Annotated in this window: 15 protein-coding genes; 11 read left to right on the top strand and 4 right to left on the bottom strand. The window is 41.5% G+C overall.

Translation table 11 applies throughout. The features are described 5' to 3' along the window. Window positions 1–30 precede the first annotated feature (30 nt). The 7 genes from NLG07_RS02125 (at window position 31) to NLG07_RS02095 (ending at window position 10,417) form a co-directional block, all read left to right on the top strand. Window positions 31–786 (top strand): DeoR/GlpR family DNA-binding transcription regulator, encoded by a 756-nt coding sequence (locus NLG07_RS02125; protein ID WP_254856067.1) that lies wholly within the window; start codon window positions 31–33, stop codon window positions 784–786. A gap of 2 nt (window positions 787–788) precedes the next feature. Then, window positions 789–2,621, top strand: a complete 1,833-nt coding sequence (glmS, locus tag NLG07_RS02120; RefSeq protein ID WP_254856066.1) for a glutamine--fructose-6-phosphate transaminase (isomerizing) — start codon at window positions 789–791, stop codon at window positions 2,619–2,621. A 139-nt stretch (window positions 2,622–2,760) separates the two neighbouring features. Further along, window positions 2,761–3,618 (top strand): TnsA endonuclease N-terminal domain-containing protein, encoded by an 858-nt coding sequence (locus tag NLG07_RS02115; protein ID WP_254856065.1) that lies wholly within the window; start codon window positions 2,761–2,763, stop codon window positions 3,616–3,618. Then, window positions 3,605–5,713 carry a Mu transposase C-terminal domain-containing protein gene (locus tag NLG07_RS02110; protein WP_254856064.1) on the top strand — a complete coding sequence of 703 codons (2,109 nt, stop codon included), beginning with the start codon at window positions 3,605–3,607 and terminating at the stop codon, window positions 5,711–5,713. The genes NLG07_RS02115 and NLG07_RS02110 overlap by 14 nt, the downstream gene beginning before the upstream one ends. Further along, window positions 5,706–7,352, top strand: coding sequence for an ATP-binding protein (locus NLG07_RS02105; protein ID WP_254856063.1), 1,647 nt, complete (start codon window positions 5,706–5,708; stop codon window positions 7,350–7,352). The genes NLG07_RS02110 and NLG07_RS02105 overlap by 8 nt, the downstream gene beginning before the upstream one ends. A gap of 2 nt (window positions 7,353–7,354) precedes the next feature. Beyond that, window positions 7,355–8,884 carry a TnsD family Tn7-like transposition protein gene (locus tag NLG07_RS02100; protein ID WP_254856062.1) on the top strand — a complete coding sequence of 510 codons (1,530 nt, stop codon included), beginning with the start codon at window positions 7,355–7,357 and terminating at the stop codon, window positions 8,882–8,884. A gap of 379 nt (window positions 8,885–9,263) precedes the next feature. Continuing rightward, window positions 9,264–10,417, top strand: a protein-coding gene (locus NLG07_RS02095; RefSeq protein WP_254856061.1) for an IS3 family transposase whose coding sequence is annotated in 2 segments (ribosomal slippage) — window positions 9,264–9,504 and window positions 9,504–10,417 — 1,155 coding nt in all. Because the reading frame shifts where the segments join, the coding sequence is not laid out codon by codon here. Between the two features lie 5 nt (window positions 10,418–10,422). Here NLG07_RS02095 and NLG07_RS02090 read toward each other — a convergent pair. After that, window positions 10,423–11,958 carry a HAMP domain-containing sensor histidine kinase gene (locus tag NLG07_RS02090; protein ID WP_254856060.1) on the bottom strand — a complete coding sequence of 512 codons (1,536 nt, stop codon included), beginning with the start codon at window positions 11,956–11,958 and terminating at the stop codon, window positions 10,423–10,425. Window positions 11,959–12,198: 240 nt separating this feature from the next. Between NLG07_RS02090 and NLG07_RS02085 the strand changes: the two genes are divergently transcribed. Then, window positions 12,199–13,188 (top strand): fatty acid desaturase, encoded by a 990-nt coding sequence (locus NLG07_RS02085; RefSeq protein WP_254856059.1) that lies wholly within the window; start codon window positions 12,199–12,201, stop codon window positions 13,186–13,188. A gap of 48 nt (window positions 13,189–13,236) precedes the next feature. Here the strand turns inward: NLG07_RS02085 and NLG07_RS02080 are convergent, their stop codons facing one another. Beyond that, window positions 13,237–15,369, bottom strand: a complete 2,133-nt coding sequence (locus tag NLG07_RS02080; RefSeq protein ID WP_254856058.1) for a YgiQ family radical SAM protein — start codon at window positions 15,367–15,369, stop codon at window positions 13,237–13,239. A 278-nt stretch (window positions 15,370–15,647) separates the two neighbouring features. Between NLG07_RS02080 and NLG07_RS02075 the strand changes: the two genes are divergently transcribed. The 3 genes from NLG07_RS02075 to NLG07_RS02065 all read left to right on the top strand — a co-directional run bounded on the left by NLG07_RS02075 (window position 15,648) and on the right by NLG07_RS02065 (window position 21,271). Next, complete coding sequence (locus NLG07_RS02075) at window positions 15,648–16,667, top strand: PleD family two-component system response regulator (RefSeq protein ID WP_254856057.1); 1,020 nt, start codon at window positions 15,648–15,650, stop codon at window positions 16,665–16,667. Window positions 16,668–17,033: 366 nt separating this feature from the next. After that, window positions 17,034–19,601, top strand: coding sequence for a CheR family methyltransferase (locus tag NLG07_RS02070; RefSeq protein ID WP_254856056.1), 2,568 nt, complete (start codon window positions 17,034–17,036; stop codon window positions 19,599–19,601). Window positions 19,602–19,606: 5 nt separating this feature from the next. After that, window positions 19,607–21,271: an SWIM zinc finger domain-containing protein gene (locus NLG07_RS02065; RefSeq protein WP_254856055.1), complete on the top strand. Its 1,665-nt coding sequence runs from the start codon at window positions 19,607–19,609 to the stop codon at window positions 21,269–21,271. Window positions 21,272–21,277: 6 nt separating this feature from the next. On the opposite strand, the gene NLG07_RS02060 is transcribed toward NLG07_RS02065, so the two are convergent. Together NLG07_RS02060 and glpD are read right to left on the bottom strand one after the other, a co-directional pair. Further along, window positions 21,278–21,745 carry an EVE domain-containing protein gene (locus NLG07_RS02060; protein ID WP_254856054.1) on the bottom strand — a complete coding sequence of 156 codons (468 nt, stop codon included), beginning with the start codon at window positions 21,743–21,745 and terminating at the stop codon, window positions 21,278–21,280. 45 nt (window positions 21,746–21,790) lie between these two features. After that, window positions 21,791–23,308, bottom strand: a complete 1,518-nt coding sequence (glpD, locus tag NLG07_RS02055) for a glycerol-3-phosphate dehydrogenase (protein ID WP_254856053.1) — start codon at window positions 23,306–23,308, stop codon at window positions 21,791–21,793. Window positions 23,309–23,321: the final 13 nt, after the last annotated feature.

Genomic DNA, 23,321 nt, shown 5'->3' with positions numbered 1-23,321 from the left:
TTAACTTTCGTTTCGAAACGTAGGTGTGTTGTGGCTGTTGCACAAAATCGTAATTTAATCAAAAATCAACTCTTAAAAAATGACTCTGTGACGGTTTCTGGCTTGTCTAGTCTGCTGGGTATTTCAGAGGTTTCGATTCGAAAGTATTTATCTCAACTTGAACGCGATGGATTTTGCATTCGTACGCACGGTGGTGCGGTCTTGGTACCCGAAAAATCCCCAGTAACACAACCGCTTTCCAAAGTGAAACAAGCCATCGCCAAGACTGCCGCCAGCCTTATTCAACCTGGCGCTCGCATCATTGTAGATAGCGGTTCGACGACTGCTCGCTTGTTGCCTTTTTTGCAACAAATTCCTGATATTGTTGTCATGACCAATTCGTTGCCGATTGCAACGGCGTTAACTGAGCGCAGTAACAACGCGACCATCTTGATGTGTGGTGGTACTTGGGACCCTGTCTCACATTCTTTTCAAGGGCAAATGTCAGAGAAGATGATTGCATCGTACAACTTTGAGTGGGCGTTTGTCGGTGCTTCCGGCGTCGACGTTGATACAGGCACGGCAACCTTTCACGAATTAACCAAACTCAGCCAAGTCATGTCTGATGTCTCTGAACAGACCGTTGTGATGGCTGAGTCAGATAAATTGAGCAAAAAAATGCCCAATATCGAATTAGCATGGTCACAGATTTCGCATTTTGTGACCGATAACCAAATAACAGAAGAAGCCGTTGCGCAGATCCGTACGCATGACGTACACGTCTTGCTGGCGGACAAAGGAGAATAAATATGTGTGGGATCGTCGGAGCGGTTGCAGAGCGCAATGTCGTAGAAATTTTATTAGAAGGTTTAAAACGCCTAGAGTACAGAGGTTATGACTCTGCTGGAGTGGCATTGTTAACCGCTGACGGTGAGTTCAGCCGTGTGCGACGTACGGGAAAAGTACAAGCGCTTGCCGATGCCATCACAGACGATAATGGCAAAGGTTCAACCGGTATTGCGCATACGCGTTGGGCAACACACGGTGGCGTCACGGAAAACAATGCTCACCCGCACACGTCGTCATCGCGTATCGCCGTGGTACACAATGGTATTATTGAAAACTTCCAAGCATTACGAGAGGAGTTATCTGCACAAGGCTATACCATTGCCACTGATACGGATACCGAAACTATTGCACACACAGTACATGCTTTACTTGATAGTCATGATTCGTTGTTGTCAGCCGTGCAAACGGCGGTTAAAAAATTTGAAGGTGCTTACGGCACGGTCATTATGGACCAGGCCGATCCGTCTCGAGTGGTCGTAGCACGTTCAGGCTCGCCTTTGGTCATTGGCTTAGGTTTAGGTGAAAACTTTATCGCTTCCGATCAAATGGCATTGCTTCCAGTCACGCGCCGCTTTATCTTTTTAGAAGAAGGAGATGTGGCTGAAATCACGCGTCGTTCAGTGGCTATTTTTGATGTGGATGGCAATCCAGTTGAGCGTGAGGTCATTGAATCCAATGTCGAACATGACGCCGGTGACAAGGGGCAATATCGTCATTACATGCTCAAAGAAACCTACGAGCAGCCAACGGTTGTGCGCAACGCCTTAGCAGGGCGTTTGGATGCGAATGGTGCGATTGAGGGCATTTTTGGCGAAGGCTCTGAGGTATTGTTAAGTAAAGTGAAGCACGTGCAGATCATCGCATGTGGTACTTCGTACCACGCAGGGATGACCGCGCGTTATTGGCTGGAACAGTATGCTAATGTCTCGTGTAATGTCGAGATTGCTTCTGAGTTTCGTTACCGCAAATCGGTCGTTCAGCCAAACAGTTTGTTAGTGACCATTTCGCAATCTGGTGAAACAGCAGATACCCTAGCCGCATTGCGTTTGGCACAAGAGTTGGGCTATATGTCGAGTTTGACCATTTGTAATGTGGATGGTTCGTCTTTGGTACGTGAATCCGATATGGCGTTCATGACCAAAGCCGGGGCAGAAATTGGCGTGGCGTCAACCAAAGCATTCACCACCCAGCTCACCGCATTCTTGTTATTAACCCTTGCTCTAGGCAAACACAACGGCATGTTGGATGCGGATAAAGCCGATATCATTACAGGTTTGCAGAGCTTACCAGCGAAGCTTGATGAAACCTTGGCTTTGGCCAGTGACATTGAGGACTTGGCAGAAGAGTTTGCGGATAAGCACCACTCATTATTTTTAGGTCGTGGTGAGCAGTATCCGATTGCCATGGAAGGGGCCTTAAAGCTCAAAGAAATCTCATATATTCACGCCGAAGCATATGCGTCAGGAGAGTTGAAACACGGTCCTCTGGCATTGATTGACGATGAGATGCCGGTGATTGTGGTGGCCCCAAACAATGAGCTACTCGAAAAACTCAAATCAAATGTTGAGGAAGTCCGCGCACGTGGTGGCATTATGTATGTGTTTGCCGATAAAGATGCGCGTTTTGAATCGGATGAAACGATGCGTGTGGTACCGGTGCCACATTGTCATGCGTCCATTGCGCCGATTGTGTATACCGTTCCTTTGCAGTTGTTGTCCTATTATGTGGCATTAATTAAAGGCACAGATGTGGATCAACCTCGAAATTTGGCGAAGTCCGTTACGGTGGAGTAAGTTTACCGCTCTGTATTAGGTTCTTGTAAACTGACAATAATGTATCATACTAACCAATAAAGTATCATACTTTACAAAAAAATATCATACTTTGTATTTTTGAGCTATTCTGTAATTAATGGAATAGCTCAGGTGCAATATGAAAGATTTTCTCACTCCTAGTTCTAAAGATGTTATTGAATTATTAGAACCAGCAATAATCAAGCGTTTAACAAAGGAAAAACGCGGTCAAGGCAGCGGAAAAGATTATAAACCCTTTCTAACCGTACGTGACGTTCCAAGTAAAGGGCGCGTACATAGAAGACCCGCATTAACTCATGGACGCATTGTTCACCTACTATCAGATCTTGAGTTATCTGCTTTTCTCCTATTCGACTGGCATTTGTCGATTGTAGACATACGTGAACAATTTCCATTAGACCCCAAAAAAACTTTAAATATCGCCCAACGATTGGGAATCAAACACCCTGCTGTACGTGGAGTAAATCAAGTAATGACAACTGATTTACTAATCGACACTCTTCAATCAGGAAAAATCGTTCCAATAGCTATTTCCGTTAAGTACCGAGAAGAATTAGAGGATGAGCGTGTTATTGAAAAACAAGAACTGGAAAAGCGATTTTGGGAGGGAGAAGGTGTTGACTGGTATTTGTTTACCGAAAACGAAGTTCCTGTCACCTTGCTTCGAAACATAAAGTGGCTTGTCCCACATATCCACAGTTTTGATTTAGATAGCAATGACCAACTAAACACTTTTGAAATTATCAACAGCGCGATTCAAATACACCCTGAAGACAAAATTTCTATTGTTATGAAGATGTTGGATGAACAGCATCAATGTAAAAAAGGTACTTATCTAGCGTATTTCAGGCACCTTTGTGCTCAAACTGCTTTTACATGGAATATGGCCGAGGTTAGCCATCGAACATTAAAAACAAGTGATCTGACCCCTTCTGAGCATTGGATAAACAAGGAGTTTGAGTATGTTCATGCCTAATGATGTGTTTCAGCTAATATCTAAAAAAATTAGAGTCCTTTGGTCAAATAGAGAAGCGGTCATATGGATTGAGTTGGAGAGCGATAAAGCATTGCCTTCTGTTTCTTCCCGACTTGAGTTTGAACATCAAATGGCAAATGGGGATTTATTTTTGATTGATGATCCGTTTATTGAAATTGCGATGACTTTTCCAGTAGCTGGTTCTAAAGCCGAGGAAGTACAAAATAGAGCTTGGGAAGCAATTGAGGATATTGTCACGCGAGAGCCAGAAATATATCAACGTAAAACACGAGGTCAATTACTTACCAATGTAATCAGCGATTCAGGTGCTACCAAACAAACAGTCTATAGATGGTTGCGCAGATATTGGCAGGGCGGAAAATGTAAAAACGCATTAAGTGGTCGGTTCAATTTATGTGGAGGGCCGGGTAAAACCAAAAAACTTGGTGACAAGAAAATTGGTGCACCCAGAACCAGAACAGATGGTGTTGGTGTTAATACAGATGATTCAATCAAGGCTATTTTTAGGGTAGCTATTGAGAAGTGCTTACTAAATAAAAATAAATACGAATTTGACTATGCGTATAACCAAGTATTGATTGCGTTTGGTGTACCTATTCCTTGCAAGCCTGAACATTTGCTTGATGTACCAACAGAAAGACAATTTAAGTATTTTTACGAAAAAGAATTTACATCTATTGAGGTTACTCGAAGACGAGAAGGTGAAATAAATTATGCCAAAGATCACAGACCAGTATTAGGCACATCAACTTCAGAAGTTGAAGGGCCGGGAAGCCGATATCAAATTGATGCAACTATTGCTGATGTATATTTGGTTTCAGCTCAGGACAGAGAAAAAATTATTGGCAGACCTACTCTGTATTTTGTTGTCGATGTGTTTAGTAGAGCCATAGTTGGTATGTACATCGGACTAGAGAATGCTTCTTGGGTTAGTGCAATGGAGGCTCTTTCAAATTCAATGCTAGACAAAGTAGCTTATTGCAAAGAGTTTGGCATCGAGATCACCGAGAATATGTGGCCTACAAGTGGTTTACCAGAATCTATTATTGGTGATAGAGGGGAGATGCTAGGTAGGCATGTTGAAGTATTGAGCAAGAGCTTTAATGTCGGAATAGAAAATACACCTCCTTATCGAGCTGACTGGAAAGGTATTGTCGAGCGTTACTTTAGAACAATCCAAGTGAAAATGAAGCCGTTTGTTGAAGGGTATGTTACTGGAAATACAATAGGCAAAAAAAAGCATGGCAAGGATTATAGACAAGACGGTGTCCATACTCTGTATGAGTTTACTCAAATGATCATTAAGATAGTTCTTTTCTATAATAACGACCATACCTTAACAACATATGATCCAGACCAAGATATTCCTGATACTCTACCTCATAACCCTTTAATGCTGTGGGATTGGGGTATTCAATATAGAACTGGTCGATTACGTAGGCCACCTGTTGATTTAGTAAAAGTAAACTTATTGCCTCACACACAGGCTAGTATAACGGAGCATGGTTTAAAGCTATTTGGTTGTTATTACACTTGTCTGGAAGCGTTAGATTGGGGCTGGTTTGAAGGTAACTATCAAGGACCGAAGAAAGTCACCGTGGCTTATGATTTATACTCAGCCAATACAATTTATCTCAGGCCAAATGACACCTATTCATCATTTATCCGTGCAAGTCTTACTGAAAGAAGTCGCTCATATCGAGACTTAACAGTTTGGGAAGTGTGGGAGAAAAATAACGTCAAGGCAGATGTTGCAGCAACCTCAAAGCTCAAATCTCGTGCAGGCGCTGTTAATTTAGTTACTGATCTAGAAGTTATATCAAAGCGATCCAAGTCAAACCAACCAGAAAACCCTACCATGACTAAAACCGAAAAAGTCAAAGGCATTAATGACAATAAACGCAAAGAACGACAGGCTGAGAGAAAGTCTAAATCAGAAACTTTGTTTAATGAACAACCTAAACGTAAGGAAGATAACGTTACGCAGATAGGCGCTAGTGAGTCAAAGCCTAAGAGCTTTAAGCTGCCAACTAAGTTAACAGATTTATTAAAGGGAGAAGATGCAGATGAGTAGTTTTGACGGTCCGAAATTTAAAGAAGCTGTGTATATTGAGTCAGAGTTAGAAGAATACGCTGATAACCCTTTAATCGCGGCATTACCACCGATTATGAGTCCAATTGAAGTTGTTCAGCAACTCAGCCGCAGACCGACTTTCAAAAAAGAAGAAATAGAGCTGGGCGGTCACATACGAGTTCACGCCATTAGCCGTTTGACTCGTAGCTTTTTTGTACCTCAAACAGTTCATCTACTACTTGAACAAAAATTGTCTCAGCTAATAAGAAAAAGTTATCTCGGCAGAAATCCAAAACACGCAGCATTTAAACAAAAGCTTAATGAAGTTAAAAACATAATTACTAATCAAGACTTAACGACATATGTACATGATGTTGTTGATTCAACAGCGTCATCAATGGCGATATCTGGTATTTCAGGTGCAGGTAAATCGACAGCTACAAATAATCTACTTAACACTTATGACAGAGTACTGTATCACCCAGAATACCATATTTTACAAGTGCCGTGGATAAAGGTTGACTGCCCTTATGATGGTTCATTGGCTGAGTTTTGCGAAAGCTTTTTCATTGCACTAGATAAACGTTTAAATACTAACTACCGCAAAAAATATACATCTGGCAAACCCAGAATTGGTCAAATGATAGCCAATGTCGCCAACCTATGTTTGATTCATGCCGTCGGTTTAGTTGTAATTGACGAGTTTCAGCACATGAATTTGGCTAAGAGCGGTGGCGAAAAGAAAATGATTAATTTTCTGGTGACGCTCGTAAATGTTGTTGAAGTGTCAATTGTACTAATTGGTACTCCAACTGCTTTAAAGCTATTTGCTTCGGAATTCCGTCAAGCGAGGCGAGCATCAGGTGAAGGTAGTATTGTTTGGGATCGATTACCACTAGATGAAAACTGGGATGATTTTGTCAAAGAACTGTGGCAATACCAATGGCTCAAATCGCCCGGAAAGTTAGACGAAGTGATGATCAATGAGCTTTATGAGATATCACAGGGAGTACCTGATATTTTAGTCAAGCTATTTTGCTTAGCTCAAGCAAGGGCTATTCTGTTGGCTAATTCACCAGAAGATGAATGCCTTTCTGTTGAATTACTAAGAGATGTATTTGAGGAAGAGCTTTCAATAGTAAAACCGATGCTCGATGCTTTAAACAGTAAAGATAGAACTGTACTTGAGCAGTGCAGTGATATCGTAATTCCTAAAATTGAGGGGGCACTATTAAATACATTTGATCACCTCAAAGCTGTCCCATTAAATAAAAAGGCTAATATTGAGCTTGGCGAAGCATCTCAATCCGAGGTAGCAAATTCGGCCATACAAACTCTAATGGCTATGGGTATTAACGAAGATATTGTTAGGCCACTGGTATTAGAGAGCGTTAATAACAACCCAGAAGTGACACTAATTCAAATTATTCACCATGCCACTTCTTCATTAAGCGGGTTAAATGAGGCTCCTACAAAGAAAATCCAAAAATCGACACCTAAATATGTAAGTAAAAAAGCGTGGGGAAGACTGGATGATCATGATTTAAGAAAACTACATGCCAGTAAATCAGGAACCATGTATGAGCAGCTATGTGATGAAGGTTTTATTTTTCCAGTACAGAATTTAATGGCGAGTTAAGTATGTTGGCGTATTTTCCAGTACCTTATGAGAATGAACTGCTCTATAGCGTTATAGCTCGATATGCGGTTCATACTGGTCAATTAGAAAATAGGCAAGCAGTATCGAGAGACATTTTTGGCAAACATACTGCTGTTGCAATTCCAGATCTTCCCAGCCACTTACAAGTGTTTACAGAAAGAGTAAGTATCGTTTGGCAAATAGATGTGGAAGACATTATTAAGCATCATACGCTAGCGCCAATATATTTCCCCTTCTTAAATACGCAGCAATCGGCACAAGTAATTCAGTCAATGTATTCTGAGCAAGGTGGCAGTATACATACCAGAGCGGGCATAGCGGCCTCTTCTGTTCGAAAGTCTGAGTATTTTCGGTATTGTCCACAATGTTATCAGGAACAAAAAGAAAACCTTGGAGAACCATATTGGAGCCGTTTAAATCAAATCGCGGGCGTTAACGTCTGTATTAAACATAATTGCCTTTTACAAGCTTCAGACTTACCACTGCACTCTAAACAAAAGCATTTATACAAATCAGCTTCATTAATAGGTGAAATCGCTAAACATGAGAGTACAGAAATTACGGATATTGAGCGCCAATTAATAAACAGATTTGAAACGTTATTAAGTAATCCTGTTTTGTCAGGGTTTACTGAACATCAATGGAGCATGTTCTATTTGAATGTTGCCAAAGAACTTAACCTTTCCAGAGGCAACCAAGCAGATCACAAAAAAATTCGTGAAAAGTTCGAATCAGATTGGGGTCATTTAGAGTCAAAAATATATACATTAGATACAAGCGACAATAATTGGCTAATTTGCTTGTTTCGTAAACACAGAAAATCTTTTCACCCTTTAAGGCATTTAATGGTTTGGTGCTCACTGTTACCGGATACTTGTAATGAAGAAATATTCCGCAAAGTATCAAAACTTCCCAAATCGTTGAAAGTGACAAAATCACAAAAGAAAAATACTGAGGCTATAGAACCAAAGTTATTAGAAGCTAAAAGAAAAGAGTGGCTTGAATTACTGGAGAAACATAATGATCTCGGAGTTAAGCAGATAAGGGTAGCTAGTATAGGAGGCGCATTATACGCTTGGCTTTACCGAAACGATAAAGACTGGCTTATGAATAACAAACCTAAAGTTGTTGCCAAAGTTGAAAATAGGTATGCGCCAGACTACCAAGCATGGGACAAAGATAATATTGAACGACTTAACGTCTTATTAGCTGAACAAAACGCCAATCCTGAACGCAATCGGCTAAGTAAACATTTTTTCATTAAAAAATTACCCCGCTCAAACTCTGTAGAAAAACATCTAGCAGACTTGCCTGAAACTGATAATTGGCTTAATGCACATGCTGAAAGCATTGAACAGTATCAATCTTTTCGTCTATCTAGAGCGGCTGACAAGCTAAAAGAACAAAATCTACCAGTGCAAAGGTGGCGACTTCTAAGAATATCGGGAATTCGAAAAGAAAGTCTAACATCCTTACTAGACCAGAAAATAATTGAGCTTGAAGCCTGTTAACTACTAAACAGTAGTTAACAGGAAGAGTTCGACCTACTTCGTAAAGTTTTTCACCAGAGCAGATCACCCTATTGAATTTGGCACCAAACGAATTTTTCATTGAGCCAATGATTTGCATACTCCGGTTTTAACAGCGCACCAGTTCGGATTAGATAGTGTTCTAGTCCAGTTAAGCAAGCGCACATTTCGACTGAAAAAACGCAGTTGCTTTTAAGCTAATTCAACAAACAAATTTTCTTTGAGAATGGATCACTCTGAAGAAAAAATTCAAGATTAGATCCACGCATTTGATATGTTTTTAATCCATATTTTGGTAAGGCCTGAGACTTCCCGACACTTTTTATGGTAAAAATGTAACTATAACCATAAGAGGTAAATCATGGGTAAAGGTATCCGATATACAGACGAGTTTAAGCAAGAAGCAGTGAATCAAGTTGCTGTCCATGGCTACGCTGTTAACGATGTTGCAGAACGTCTCGGTATAAGCACTAAGACGCTTTATGCGTGGCTTAAAAGATTTTCAAAGCCAACTAAAGCACGAGTAGAAGACCAGGACTTACGAGCTGAAAATGCAAGGTTAAAACGTGAGTTGAAGCGCCTTGAGCAAGAAAGGAACCTGTTAAAGGAAGCCGCGGTATTCTTTGCCGGCGAGTCAAAGAAAGATACCGGTTTATAAAGTCTCGTTGTTCACGTTATCCCGTGAGAGTTTTGTGTCGAGTGCTAGAGGTTCATCCCAGTGGTTATTATGACTGGCTTAAATCGCCAATCAGTAAGCGAGAGCGGGCAGACCAACAGCTTGCACAAAAAATTAAGCAGTTTTGGATAGAGAGCGGTGGTTTTCATGGCTACCGTAACATCTACATGGACTTTCGTGATGCCAATGAATATTGTGGCCGTGATCGGATCTTACGCTTAATGCGAAAATCAGGCATTCGTGCGCAAAGAGGGTACAAAGTGCCACGAGGTTATTACGGCGGTAAAAGTGATATTGTAGCCGAAAATAAGTTGAATCGTGAATTCAATGTTGAGCGACCTAACCAATGGTGGGTGACCGACATTACTTATATTAAAACTCATGAAGGCTTTCTTTTTCTGGCCGTCGTCATGGACTTATTCGCACGTAATATTGTTGGTTGGTCCATGAGCGATAGAATGACAGAGGACTTAGCAATGCAAGCGATTACAGCAGCATATTGGCGACGAAAGCCTCAACAGCAGGTCAGTTTGCACTCAGACCAAGGCTCTCAATATTCCAGTCGGCAATTTAGAAAGCTACTTGATGCATACAATATTGTACCCAGTATGAGTCGTCGTGGTAACTGTCATGATAATGCCGTCGCAGAGAGTTTTTTCAGCAATTTAAAGAAAGAAAAAATACGTCGTCGAATTTATCAAAACCGAGCTGAAGCTAAGCAAGCTGTGTTTCATTATATTGAGATGGTTTATAATCCCACTCGCCGACATACAAAAAATGATAGGGTATCGCCAAATAACTTTGAGCGTGAATATTTTAAACGGGTAGAAAGTGTCTAGAGAAGTCAGGCCTTACCAATATCTAGATGCGAGTGGGTATACTTACAGGACACCGTAATACTTCCACGTTCAGTAAATTTTAACGCGTTGGATAACACATTGTGCACAATTTGTAACAAGAGTTTTTTATCTGTCTTTACATCATTAGGCAGCTTATCCATACCTTTGATAGCAAATTGTAGCGCTTTCTTTTGCGCGTGATATTGATGAATTTGTATAGCGTGTTTGAGCTCGTCAGTGTTAAACCAGTCCAACAAAATCAATGTTTCATGATTCGAAGACTTTTGATATTCCAGTATTGTATTGATGATGTTTTTAAGATGCTTTGTGGCGCGTTTTCCAGCGTCAATCACTGTATCAGACTTCTCTAAAGAGTGGTCTGTGAGCACTTCAAAGGCTAGGTGAATAGCGTTTAAGGGGGTACGTAATTCATGTGAAATGTTGGCCATCAATTTGTCTTTCTGGCGATTCGCGTGTTCTGCATTACGTGCACGCTCATTGAGCAACTGACGATTTTTGTTATTCATTATCAGTAAAATAATCAAAAATAGAGTAAAGATAAGCAATCCAATAATCATCATATATTGGATTTCTTCATAAGAATATTCGATACGCCCTACAATTTGGTAATCTTCACTAAAGCTTGCGGGGTCCAGTCCATAGTGTGCCAGAGCGTAATTGTGATACAAGGCAACAGTAACTTCCATATCGTCCTTTGTGAGTACATCATTGTTAACGATTTTTTCTATCAGTGAGCCTAATTTGAACGGAGAAACGACTAAGCCACCGACATTTTTATACTTGATAAGGTCGAACTCACTACTGAACAGAAACAACACGGGGATGTGATTGGCTTTAAGCCAGTTGAACGCAGCTTGTTCTTGTTGTGATTGCGGTGGATGAGTCAGTAATGCCACTGTCCCCTTTATGAATGAGGGAGGTGTACTGTCCAAAATGACAGATTCCTGGTAATCGGTTTTAATCAATTTTAAATTCGATTCGCTTTGATTTTCTAGTAAACGCTCAGTTAAATAACTGGAAAAACCATTGTAATTACCTACCAATAGCAAATGTGATTTGTTTGGAAAAAGCAGAGAAATGTGTTTAATCGAGTCGCGTAGATTGATATCGGATGGTATTCTTTGTCCAGTCTTGGGTGTCCACAAAATATGGGTAAATAAACGTTCTGCAGCAGGAAAAAAATCAGGATATTGTTCTAAGAATATTCCCGCTGACGAACCTTGACTAATGATACGGGTGATGGGTGTGCTTTCATCAATCCCAGCGATGAGCATCACCGCTTTGTTATAAAGTGGAAAGACATTTGATCTTTCGCTTACCGACAGTGAAGAATAAAAGGTATCCACAAAACTAATGTAAACAGGCGTATTAAACAACGCTTGTTTTAATTGATGGTTAAGCTCTTGGGTAAAGGAAGATGTGCCTGAACGCTCAAGAATAATAAGCGTCGCAGAAGTTGCATTAAATCCCGGCAACACAAAAATAAAAAAGACCAAAAGAACGTGCAGTAAACGTGTCATTTATAATATTCCTTTTACTAATTAGCACCACGTTTTGGTGATTTCGTGAACTGATATTAATTGCAACACAGGTCAGAGTAAAGTTAGATAAACAGATAAGTGCCAGTTCATTACCCAGTGCAGATATCCTCATACAGACTAAATAGTTATATAATGTCTCATACACACAGGGTTAAGATAATAAGAGTCAGCCCATCGATTACTATATATTGGAGCAAGGCAGATATGACGGATGTCCCCATGCGCGATAAACTCAGAGAACAAACAAAAGTCATTATTCAAGCAATACGTTCTGAAGAGCAGATGTTGCGTGATAAATATGCGTTTTTGTCTCATCAAAATACCATTGGGATGCTGATTCTTTTATTTTCAGCCAGTACCATGATTGGGCTTGGCAGTCTGTATTATTATGAGATTTTGCCTGCTTGGTTGGTTATTCTCTTGATTGCGATGGTTGCCTCCATTTCCCATGAATTGGAGCATGACCTCATTCATCGCCAATACTTTAGCAAGATGCCTTTGATCCATAATTTTATGATGCTCATGGTCTGGTTAATGCGACCCAATACAGTCAACCCTTGGTTTAGACGTCATATGCACCTGCATCATCATCAAGTTTCTGGAACCGAACAGGATTTAGAAGAGCGCCTAGTGGGTAACGGCATCAAAAATCCTTTGAAACGTTTGATAGTGATTATGGATGGTCTTCTTGGACTCGTTATGTTTCGCAAAGTATACGAGAAAGAAATCAAAGGCTTTAGTTTTGGTAAAGTGTTCCACGCTGCTTTTCCAGTCGCGACCTGTTATTTTGTCGTGCTCTATACCATGATTGGATACCACGGACTTGGTTTATTTTTGCCAATCGAGACTTACCTACCTGTAATATTCAGTCCTGTAATACATGTGTTTGAGTTTTTGATGGTGGTTTTGGTTATTCCAAATATTATTCGTTCAACGTCTCTGAATTTTGTCACTTCATCGATGCATTACTACGGTGGAGTGAGTCATTTACATCAACAAACACATATCATAACGAGTAAGTGGTTTATGCCTTTTCACCTATTCTGTTTTAATTTTGGCAAAACCCATACGATCCATCACTTTGTGCCTAACCAGCCATTTTATATACGTCAATGGATCAGCCACAAGGTGAATAAAGTCATGAAACAACAAGGCGTGCGATTTAACGACTTTGAAAGTGTAAAAAACGCGAACGCATTCCCTGGATAGTGGTTGATTCACTTCTTAGGCGAAAAAACTAGATTTGCATAGTTTCAACTATTTTGCTGTAACAAATTGTGCCTTGGTATGTTTGGTCGCCGCACGTCCGCCACGTCTTGCGGGTTTCGCCCTTTGTTGACGCTCATTTCGAGATTCTGGTGGGACCAGGTGTTCAGGTCCTCGACCAATCAAATCTTCACGACCCATTTTGACCAAGGCTTTGCGAATTTGTGCGAAGTTTTTGGGGTCGTGATAACGCAACATCGCTTTGTGTAAGCGACGATGGATCTCACCTTTTGCACTTGGTACGGTTTCAGAGTCTTTAGTCACTTTACGCAAGCTATTCACTTCAGTGTGGTACATAGTCGTCGCGGTTGCCATGGGTGAAGGATAGAAGTTTTGTACTTGGTCGAGTTTAAACTTGTTCTCCTTTAGCCAAATTGCTAACTCAAGCATATCTTCATCGGTTGTACCTGGGTGAGAAGCAATAAAATACGGAATCAAATACTGCTCTTTGCCAGCTTCTTTGGAGAATTTGTCGAACAAGCGTTTAAACTCATAATAACTACCCATGCCCGGTTTCATCATCTTAGATAGAGGACCATCTTCTGTGTGTTCGGGGGCGATCTTGAGATATCCACCCACGTGATACTTAGCGAGTTCTTTGACGTAATTCGGATCTTCCACCGCGAGGTCATAGCGCACACCCGACGCAATCAAGATCTTCTTAATCCCCGGCAAATCACGGGCTTTGCGATAAAGGTTAATGGTTGGCGTGTGGTCGGTGTCCATGTGTGCACAAATACTTGGGTAAACACAAGATGGACGACGACAAGTGGCTTCGGCTTTGGGGGATTTGCAACGCAAGCGATACATATTGGCCGTGGGACCACCTAAATCAGAAATGACGCCAGTGAAGCCTGGCACCATATCACGTATGTCTTCTATTTCTTGCAAGATAGATTGCTCTGAACGACTCTGAATAATGCGCCCTTCGTGCTCAGTGATACTACAGAAGGTACAGCCACCAAAACAGCCACGCATGATATTAACACTGAATTTGATCATGTCGTATGCAGGGATCTTAGCATCACCATATACCGGATGCGGTACACGTTGGTATGGCAGGCCAAACACCGCGTCCATTTCTTCTGTTTCCAAAGGCATGGCAGGCGGGTTGAGCCAAACATGCCGGTCGCCATGACGCTGCATCAATGCACGAGCACAACCTGGGTTGGTTTCTTGATGAAAAATACGGCTCGTATGCGCATAGAGGACTTTGTTGTCCCTAACGGTTTCGTATGCGGGTAATTTGACGTAGACATTTTCCCATGGTTTTCGCTTCGTAGTCGGTGCTATCGTGATAGGTTGTGCAGTTTGCGTGACATCCGCTTTGGTCTCAGCATCGGTTGGGCACTCAGGCTCCATAATATATGGAGAGGGAATAGCATCGATTTTGCCCGGCTTATCCAGAGACGTAGAATCGACACCTTCCCAGCCTGGTAAAGCTTCTTTGACGATAATGGCTGTGCCACGAACGTCTTTAATATCTTTGATATCCTCACCTGCAGCCAGGCGGTGAGTGACTTCAATCAGAGGTCGTTCAGCATTACCAAACATCAGTAAATCTGCTTTGGCGTCAAATATGACTGAACGTCGGATTTTTTCCGACCAATAGTCATAATGACCAATTCGACGCAAACTCGCTTCAATGCCACCAATGATCACTGGGATGTGTTTGTAGGCTTCTTTACAGCGCTGGGTATATACCGTGACTGCGCGATCAGGGCGCTTGCCACCTTCATTATTGGGCGTGTACGCATCGTCGTGGCGCAGCTTTTTGTCTGCGGTGTAGCGATTGATCATGGAATCCATGTTGCCAGCCGTTACGCCAAAATAGAGATTTGGCTCGCCGAGTTTCATGAAGTCGTCTTTGCTGTGCCAATCGGGTTGCGCAATGATGCCCACGCGAAAGCCATGTGCTTCCAGCAAGCGACCAATGATCGCCATACCAAAGCTAGGGTGATCGACATAGGCGTCACCAGTGACGAGAATGATGTCGCAACTGTCCCAGCCTAATTCGTCCATCTCGGCGCGCGACATAGGTAAAAATGGCGCGGTACCGTAACAATGTGCCCAGTATTTAGGGTATGAAAATAGGCCTCGGTCGGCTTTGATGGTGGCTTGCATAAAAAAATACTCAATGTATAACCCATATATAATACCAAAGTCGTTGCAAGAAATCGTTAGTAATGGTTCGATTAACTGCAGTAGGGAGCGTAAGTTATTTCGGAAAGACGAGTGTGATTTATTAGTCTAAAGTATAAAAATTCAGATGAGTTAAATGGTTAAGATGTTGATATTTATTGTTTTTTTTGATTTTCGTTCAGTCTGAAAAGCTATTATCTAGTGGTCAAAATGGCTCATTGTGCTAAATTAGTAAAGAGAAAAAAAATTGCTTAAAACATATGAAACTACTGGTTATCGATGACGATGAATATACCTTGTTCCAAATTGCTGCGTTAGCAAGTTGCATGGATTTATCCGTTTATCAAGCAGAAGATGCAGAACAAGGGATCAAGATTTTAGAGTCGATGAACGAACCAGTTATTGTCATTTTAGATATTTTGATGCCAGGCAATGACGGCTTTACTTTTTGCCAGCTAGTTCGCAATATTTCATTGGAACATTCCCCTTATATAATTGCATATTCCAGCCTCTCAGAAAAAGACGTGTTAGTGCAAATACTTGAGAGTGGTGCGGATGATTTTGTACAAAAAGGTCAAAGCAAAAATATCCTTCTGGCGCGGCTCAGTGTTGCCCGCCGCAATATAGAATATCGCAAGGAACAGAGCCATAAACTCTCGTTATTAGATAACGAGATCACTCGCGCCCATAATCATCATTTACTCAATATTCAGTTGATGAATTTGATTGCTTACCACTTAAAATTCACAGCGGCACAGTGTGATACCCTTGATTATGCTAAAGAAGTTTCACATTGGACTGACTATATGTTGTGGATTTCAGATAAATTGCACCATGAAACAAACTTTCTAATCGAGGATGTCATAACATCGATAAGAGATTATTTTGGCAAATCAATTTATCAAGTACGCTTTCAATCTGCTCAAGGGAAACGTCAGCAAAAAATGATGCTAGCCAACTTTAATGTAACTAGTATTCTAGCAAAGAGTTTAATTCGCGTTGTCAGCGCTCAAGAACATCTCCAAAATTTTTCATTCAAAATCGCACAAAGGGAAGTCGGTGATTTTAGTTTTATTGAATTCAACTTGGTAGGCGAAATTACTGATTTTGTATTAGCTCAGCCCAACGTAGAAGCATTCGCTTTTGCACAAAAAGAATTCAATTGTATACATCAAATTAGTGAGTTAACAGGTGGGTATTTTGATACGCAAAAACGGGACGCTTTCATTAGCTATCGTCTCGGCTTACCAACAAAAGTTTTATCAGGTGTCACTATATAGATGCATTAATAGTGGAAAAACGGAAGAGGGTTTGGCAGCAATTTCTGCATACATCAATACGTCAATCTCAATTACCTCTTATATTATCGTCAAGAATATGAACCCATTCTAATTGATGAGACAAGGTTAAGAAGAAAAAAACGCAACCGCTTTCATAAAAGCAATGCGAGATGATGCATTTAAAGTTAACATAGTCATCATTGTTACAGCTCTTAGTGTTGCTAAAAAACATCAATTTCTCAAATTTGAGGCCGATGGTACTATTTTAAAACCAATTTGCCTTGCTCACCTAGAAGCTGCAATAACAAATCAACAAGTGGCACTGTAAGCTACTCAAATAGTAAACATTTGATTGATGGAATGAATATGTCTAAGAATAAGCAACCCTCAAATAAGCTTTATCATGTTTGTATAGGTGCGTCTGCGGGTGGGCTAGAGGCTATACGTGAATTTTTCTTAAAAATGCCATCAGAATCAGGGCTGACTTTCATTGTTATTCAGCATTTGTCGCCTGATTATAAAAGCATGATGCTTGAGTTACTTGAATCCTCTACTTCAATGCCGATTACCATGGCAGAAGAAGGAGTTAAGCCAGAAAAAGACCATATTTATCTCATTCCTCGTAGTACCAACCTCCGACTGAGCTCAGACGGAACGTTTGCCTTAGAGCAACAAGAGCGTTCTAAATTACTCCCAGTTTTGCCTATTGATATTTTCTTCGAGTCGATGGCCAAAAAAGTGGGTGAGCGTGCAATTGGTGTGGTGTTAACCGGAACCGGTTCGGATGGCACGAAAGGCGCCCGATATATTCGCGAAGCTGGCGGAATTGTTTTAGTACAGGATTACCGAACTGCTCGATTTGATGGTATGCCCAAGAGTATTTTTGACAACCGCTTGGCTGATTATGTCGATGAAATTGATATGTTGCCCAAGCGCATTATTGAATATGTCAGCCATCCTCTACGTCAGGGGATCACGCTTGATAATGCATCCGAAGAAACGGTCGCAGATAAGCCGCAAAGCAGTCTATTCAACTTGTTGTATGAACGTTTTAGGGTCGACTTTAGTCAATATAAACCAACTACAGTGGGGCGGCGCATTGAACGTCGAATTGCGAAATGTGGTAAAAGCTCCATCAACCAATATTTGGACTATTGCCAACAATCGCCAAGTGAAATTGAAGAACTGTTTCAAGAATTATTGATTGGCGTCACTAACTTTTTCCGTGATAAGTCCGTTTACGATGCATTACAAAACAAACTGCTTCCAGAGTACATTGAACAATCTAAACGCAACGAGTTTCGCTTATGGGTACCGGGTTGTTCAACGGGTGAAGAAGCTTATTCGTTTGCAATTATCTTTTGTGAATTATGTGAAAAATTCAACTGGGATTTACGCGTCAAAATCTTTGCCACTGACATAGACAAAGAAGCCTTAGCCAAAGCAAGTGCGGGTATCTATCCGCAGAGTATTGCGGCAGATTTACCCAAAGATATCATGGCAAAGTATTTCTCAGTCTCTCAAGAGAGCTTTACGATTGTGCGTAAAATTCGTGAAATGGTCGTATTTGCCCGTCATGATGTGCTCAATGATCCGCCATTCACCAAAATTGATGTGATTTCATGTCGTAATTTCCTGATATATCTCAAGCCTGAGCCGCAGACCAAAGTTATGCGTAATTTTTCTTTTTCGTTGAAACCAGGTGGTGTATTAGTACTTGGGACAAGTGAGACGCTGGGTGAACAAGAGCCAAACTATGAAGTGCTTGACCAAAAGAACAAGATATTTATGAACATTGGCCTCGGTACGTCAGAGCGAACCCTCACTGGACCTCGTGAAGCACTGCTCACGCACGAAGACCGATCTATTCCAACGTTGCGTAGCAGTGCACTGATTGAAACTCGCCGCTCCAATGAGTTGCGCATCTTGGAAGCATTAATTGAGTCTCTCGGCCGCGAGATTTTACCATTTACTTTATTGGTCGATCAAAATCACGAGATATTACGCGTCGTGGGCGATTCAACGAATTACGTCTTGCCGATCCACGGTCGTTTGAACAACCATATTGGCAATATGTTGATTAAGGATTTAAGTACCCCTGTCGTATCTGGATTGGCTAGAGCATTCCGTACTAATCAACCTATTTTATTCCGCAAAGTGGCAATCTTTGGCCGTAATTCACGTGACTATGTGGATGTACGCATTTTACCGGTTTCGATTCGAGGTATTGATGCAACCCCGACACATTCTGCGGTAGTGATTTCGAATCCAGCTATTACAGAAGGCAATAATGCAAATCAAGACGAAAACGAGATCACTCAAGAGTATGAAAACAGTCAGCGTATATATGATTTAGAGCGCGAATTGCAATTCACTCGTGAAAATTTACAAGCCACGATTGAAGAGTTAGAAACTTCGAATGAAGAACTTCAGGCGACCAATGAAGAGTTGTTAGCGAGTAACGAAGAGTTGCAAAGTACCAATGAAGAACTGCAATCCGTTAATGAAGAATTGTCTACAGTAAACACCGAGCATCAACTTAAGTTGACAGAAATGAATCAGCTAAAAGGTGATTGGGATTCATTGATGAGTGCAGCAAATATGTCGGTCATTTACCTAGACAACAATTTGCACATTCGTAGCTTTACGGCACAAGCCGTACGTGTATTTAATATTGCGGACAGTGATATTGGCAATCCTATTTGGAAGATCCCAAATCAATTGAAAGACATCAACATTGATACTATTTGTAAAAATATCATCGCTAATGGTCAGTCATTTGATGGCGAATTCGAGTTGAATAACAACAGTCGTTACGCGCTAAAAATTAACCCAACTCGACCTCAAAACGAGTTAGCCATTGACGGTGTTATCATTGTTTTGCAAATGATTAAAAGCGAAGACGAAGAGTCATCTATTACTCTTGAGTTGTAGTCCCGATGTCAGAACTAATTGCGCTGATCAAACGTCTTGCTGGCAGCAGTGCGTTTGCCAATGGACAAGTGTTGCTGTCAAACAATGCCGTTTCACAATACACAATATTAGGCAACCATATCCAGGCACACGTCACAGATGAAAGTCTTTATTCTGTTACCTTGAACGTCCTGAGCAATGGATATGATGGGGGATGTTCCTGCCCTGAATCGGATGGTTTTGATTTCTGTCGGCATTGTGTTGCTGTTGCATTGCATCATGATGCGCAAGAATCTAAATTAGCGGCTTTAGTTCAAGGCAGTTCTCAAGACAAAATCTCAGCCTTACTGCAAACGATGCCCAGAGCCAAACTAGAATCAGCCCTAGAGCATCTCATCAATAAAGATAAAGAACTCGTCCAGCATTGGGCGTCAAAAGCCGATATTGCCTTTGGTCAATTCGATATCAAAACATTACGCAAGTGGGTAGTAAAAGCATTGCCTTTAAGAGATGTTTGGCGCTATGAATTGGTGCGCAAATATTTTGATAAAGCCCGTAACCAACTAGCCTTAATTCATCCTTTAATTGATGAATTAACGGATACTACGGCACTGCATATCTGTGAATTTATACTGGCTCGATATGACAAAATTTGTGAACGTGTCGATGACTCAGGTGGCTATCGCTTTGCCTTAGAGACGATAATAGAACAACAGTATGTCAAAACGTTTGAGCGCTGGAACGCGGAACGACATACCAAAGTAGTTTATTTACTAAATTTGTATTACAACGAGTTTTTGTATGTCGACCTGGGCGATATCGGAAAGCTGTTCTTGGTTAACGCCTCACATGAGCTTCGTTCTGAATACTATGTCGCACTACAAAAAGAGTATCAGTCAAACTATAAGTCCGCCCCTGATGCGATGCATACTAAACAAATGGCTTCTTCGTTAGCACTGTATTTTGCATCGCAGGATGAGTATTTGAAAGCGGTTGAGTATGCTAAGGTATCTTATTTGCCGATGAGCCGAAAAATTGAAATGACAAACGGTCTAATCAATCAAGGGTACCTAACCGAGTCGCTGACATTGCTTTTTGAGTTAAAAGCCGGTGCATTGCCCCAGGACCTGCAGAGAATCAACCAGATGCTGATCAAAGTGAATCAGATGCAAGGAAAACCAGACGATGCTGTGCAGTTAGCCTTGCAACAATACGCTAAGAACTTTGATATTGCTCTACTCAAATCGTTGGTCAATGATCATAATGTCGCTCCTTCTCAGTTGGTCACACAAGCACGGGCAATCATTCATAAACAGCCTACTCATCGTCAAGAAAAATTATTGTTCTCTTTGTATTTGAATTTTGGTTCTATCCATGATGCTTTAGCACTGAGCCAAAAAGTGCAGTTGAACGATGAAGAGTTACATGGACTGGCGTATCAATGTTTGCAAGAGTGTGTTTATGAAGCAGCATTAAAACATTATTTAAATTTGATTACCCGCAATGTTGATCAAGGACATAAAGGTTACGCTTACATCATTGAGATTTTACAAGAGATCCATGATGAATTTGTTGCACAAGACAAGCCCCTCTCACCATTTTATAAATTGCTCAACGTGCTGCAGGATAACTACGCTAAAAAGCGCAGTTTTGTGATGCTCTTACAGCATCACTTTGATGATGCCAAATAGCTGTGGCTATGGTTTGCGAGCAAGCTCTAATAACCATTCGAATTCGTTTGGTGCAACTGGCATTATGGACAACCTAGACCCTTTTTGAACTAAGCCAAGTTCAGTAATATTGGGTTGTTGCTTAATCATTGACAGAGGGAGAACCTGATTGAATTTTTCGACAAAGGTTAACGCAACCATGTGCCATCTAGGCTGTTCTAGTGTGGCTTTAGGGTCATAATATTTTGATTCAGGTTCAAACTGCGTTGGGTCCACCAACGCGGTTTGAGTTACTTTAGCTAACCCAGCGATTCCTGGCACCTTGCAACTAGAGTGGTAAATAAAGGCCAGATCATTCACGCTCATTTGGTCGCGCATAAAGTTGCGCGCCTGATAATTGCGCACGCCATCCCAACCTTCAGTGCCATCTGGTCGTTGAGCGAGATCATCAATGGAAAACGCATCCGGTTCGGTTTTAAACAGCCAGTAGCGCATAAATACTCCTTATTGCTAACTGGCGTTATGATAAACCATTTATGTTTAAACTGCGCTTATTTCAGGTGCTTTTTGGTCAGCGCTAAAAAAACGGTTGAGCGCTTCCATATCAAGCTCTGTCTGACGAAGCCCTAATTTGGTTCGACGCCATAAAACATCATCCAGTGTTTTACTAAATTCATGGGTTTGCAGATAACGTAATTCACACTCATATAATCCAGCACCAAAATCTCGCCCAAGTTCGTGCTCTGATTTTACCCCAGCAAGAAGATGAGAGGTTAAGGAACCATAGGATCTTACATAGCGTTTCAGAGTGGCTAGTGGAATAAAGGGGCATCGCTCACAAAGTTGTTTCAGTAACGTCGCTGGGTCAGCAAAATCACCGCCGAGCAATGGTGCATGGGCAGTCCAAGCTGATTCTGCATGAGGGAAGAACGTGACCAACTTGTTTACAGCATGCTCGGCGAGTTTGCGGTAAGTGGTAATTTTACCGCCATAGATGTTTAGCAGTAGCGCAGATTGTGCGTCCCCGGTTAATGTAAATTCATAATCGCGAGACAACGCTTGGGCATCCGCACCTTCGTCTTCGAGAAGTGGGCGTACCCCTGAGAATGTATGGACGATATCGGCTACACTAACTTGTGTCTTAAAGTACTCATTAGTGATCTTAATGAGATAGTCCGTTTCTTCCTGATCAATCGCGACATTACGTGGATCGCCTGTAAAGTTCACATCCGTAGTCCCAATTAGTGAAAAGTCATCCTCATAAGGCAATACAAAAACAATCCGTCCATCGGCATTTTGTAAAATATAAGCTTGCTCACCGTCGTGGATCTTAGGGACAACTAAATGACTGCCTTTGACTAAGCGCATGTGTTTGTTATGTCGTTGGGCGACCACATCGTCTAGGAACTGGATTGCCCATGGACCTGCGGCGTTGATCAATGCTCTAGCACAGACTGAGAATTCACCGCGTTGTTCATTTTGCAGGGTAATAGACCAGTGCTCATTAACGCGTGTAGCGCCTGTGCATTGGGTATAGGTCAGTACGTCAGCGCCTTTATCTTGTGCTTGCATTGCATTGAGTACCACAAGTCGCGCATCATCAACCCAACCATCGGAATATTCAAACGCCGTGTGCATCGTATTATTTAATGGAGAATGTGCATCGAGTTTCAGACGTCTAGAACCAGGCAAAATTTCACGTTTTGCTAGGTGGTCATACAAAAATAAACCAGCCTGAATCATCCAGGCCGGACGCAAATGAGGTTGATGCGGTAAGTGAAAACGCAACGGCCACATAATATGAGGGGCTTTCTTTAACAACACTTCACGCTCAGCAAGCGCTTCACGTACCAAACGAAATTCATAGTGTTCGAGGTAACGCAAACCACCATGAATGAGTTTACTTGACTGACTTGAGGTCGCGCTTGCGAGGTCTTTTGCTTCGACCAATAATACAGAAAGACCTCGCCCAGCGGCATCTGCAGCAATACCTGCGCCGTTGACACCACCGCCAACGACGACAATGTCATATTCCATGTTCGTTTGTGTAAAAGACATAAAAAAAGTCATA

The sequence above is a fragment of the Alteromonas sp. LMIT006 genome, from assembly GCF_024300645.1.
GTDB classification, from domain to species: domain Bacteria; phylum Pseudomonadota; class Gammaproteobacteria; order Enterobacterales; family Alteromonadaceae; genus Opacimonas; species Opacimonas immobilis.
The sequence above is the reverse complement of the archived record's forward strand: the minus strand, read 5'-3'. Positions and strand labels throughout refer to the sequence as shown.

Coding starts and splice junctions, on each gene's coding strand:
- NLG07_RS02100 (WP_254856062.1), top strand. CDS start 7,355: ATGTTGGCGTATTTTCCAGTACCTTATGAGAATGAACTGCTCTATAGC.
- NLG07_RS02090 (WP_254856060.1), bottom strand. CDS start 11,958: ATGACACGTTTACTGCACGTTCTTTTGGTCTTTTTTATTTTTGTGTTG.
- NLG07_RS02080 (WP_254856058.1), bottom strand. CDS start 15,369: ATGCAAGCCACCATCAAAGCCGACCGAGGCCTATTTTCATACCCTAAA.
- NLG07_RS02060 (WP_254856054.1), bottom strand. CDS start 21,745: ATGCGCTACTGGCTGTTTAAAACCGAACCGGATGCGTTTTCCATTGAT.
- glpD (WP_254856053.1), bottom strand. CDS start 23,308: ATGTCTTTTACACAAACGAACATGGAATATGACATTGTCGTCGTTGGC.
- NLG07_RS02110 (WP_254856064.1), top strand. CDS start 3,605: ATGTTCATGCCTAATGATGTGTTTCAGCTAATATCTAAAAAAATTAGA.
- NLG07_RS02085 (WP_254856059.1), top strand. CDS start 12,199: ATGCGCGATAAACTCAGAGAACAAACAAAAGTCATTATTCAAGCAATA.
- NLG07_RS02105 (WP_254856063.1), top strand. CDS start 5,706: ATGAGTAGTTTTGACGGTCCGAAATTTAAAGAAGCTGTGTATATTGAG.
- NLG07_RS02065 (WP_254856055.1), top strand. CDS start 19,607: ATGTCAGAACTAATTGCGCTGATCAAACGTCTTGCTGGCAGCAGTGCG.
- NLG07_RS02075 (WP_254856057.1), top strand. CDS start 15,648: ATGAAACTACTGGTTATCGATGACGATGAATATACCTTGTTCCAAATT.
- NLG07_RS02115 (WP_254856065.1), top strand. CDS start 2,761: ATGAAAGATTTTCTCACTCCTAGTTCTAAAGATGTTATTGAATTATTA.
- NLG07_RS02070 (WP_254856056.1), top strand. CDS start 17,034: ATGTCTAAGAATAAGCAACCCTCAAATAAGCTTTATCATGTTTGTATA.
- glmS (WP_254856066.1), top strand. CDS start 789: ATGTGTGGGATCGTCGGAGCGGTTGCAGAGCGCAATGTCGTAGAAATT.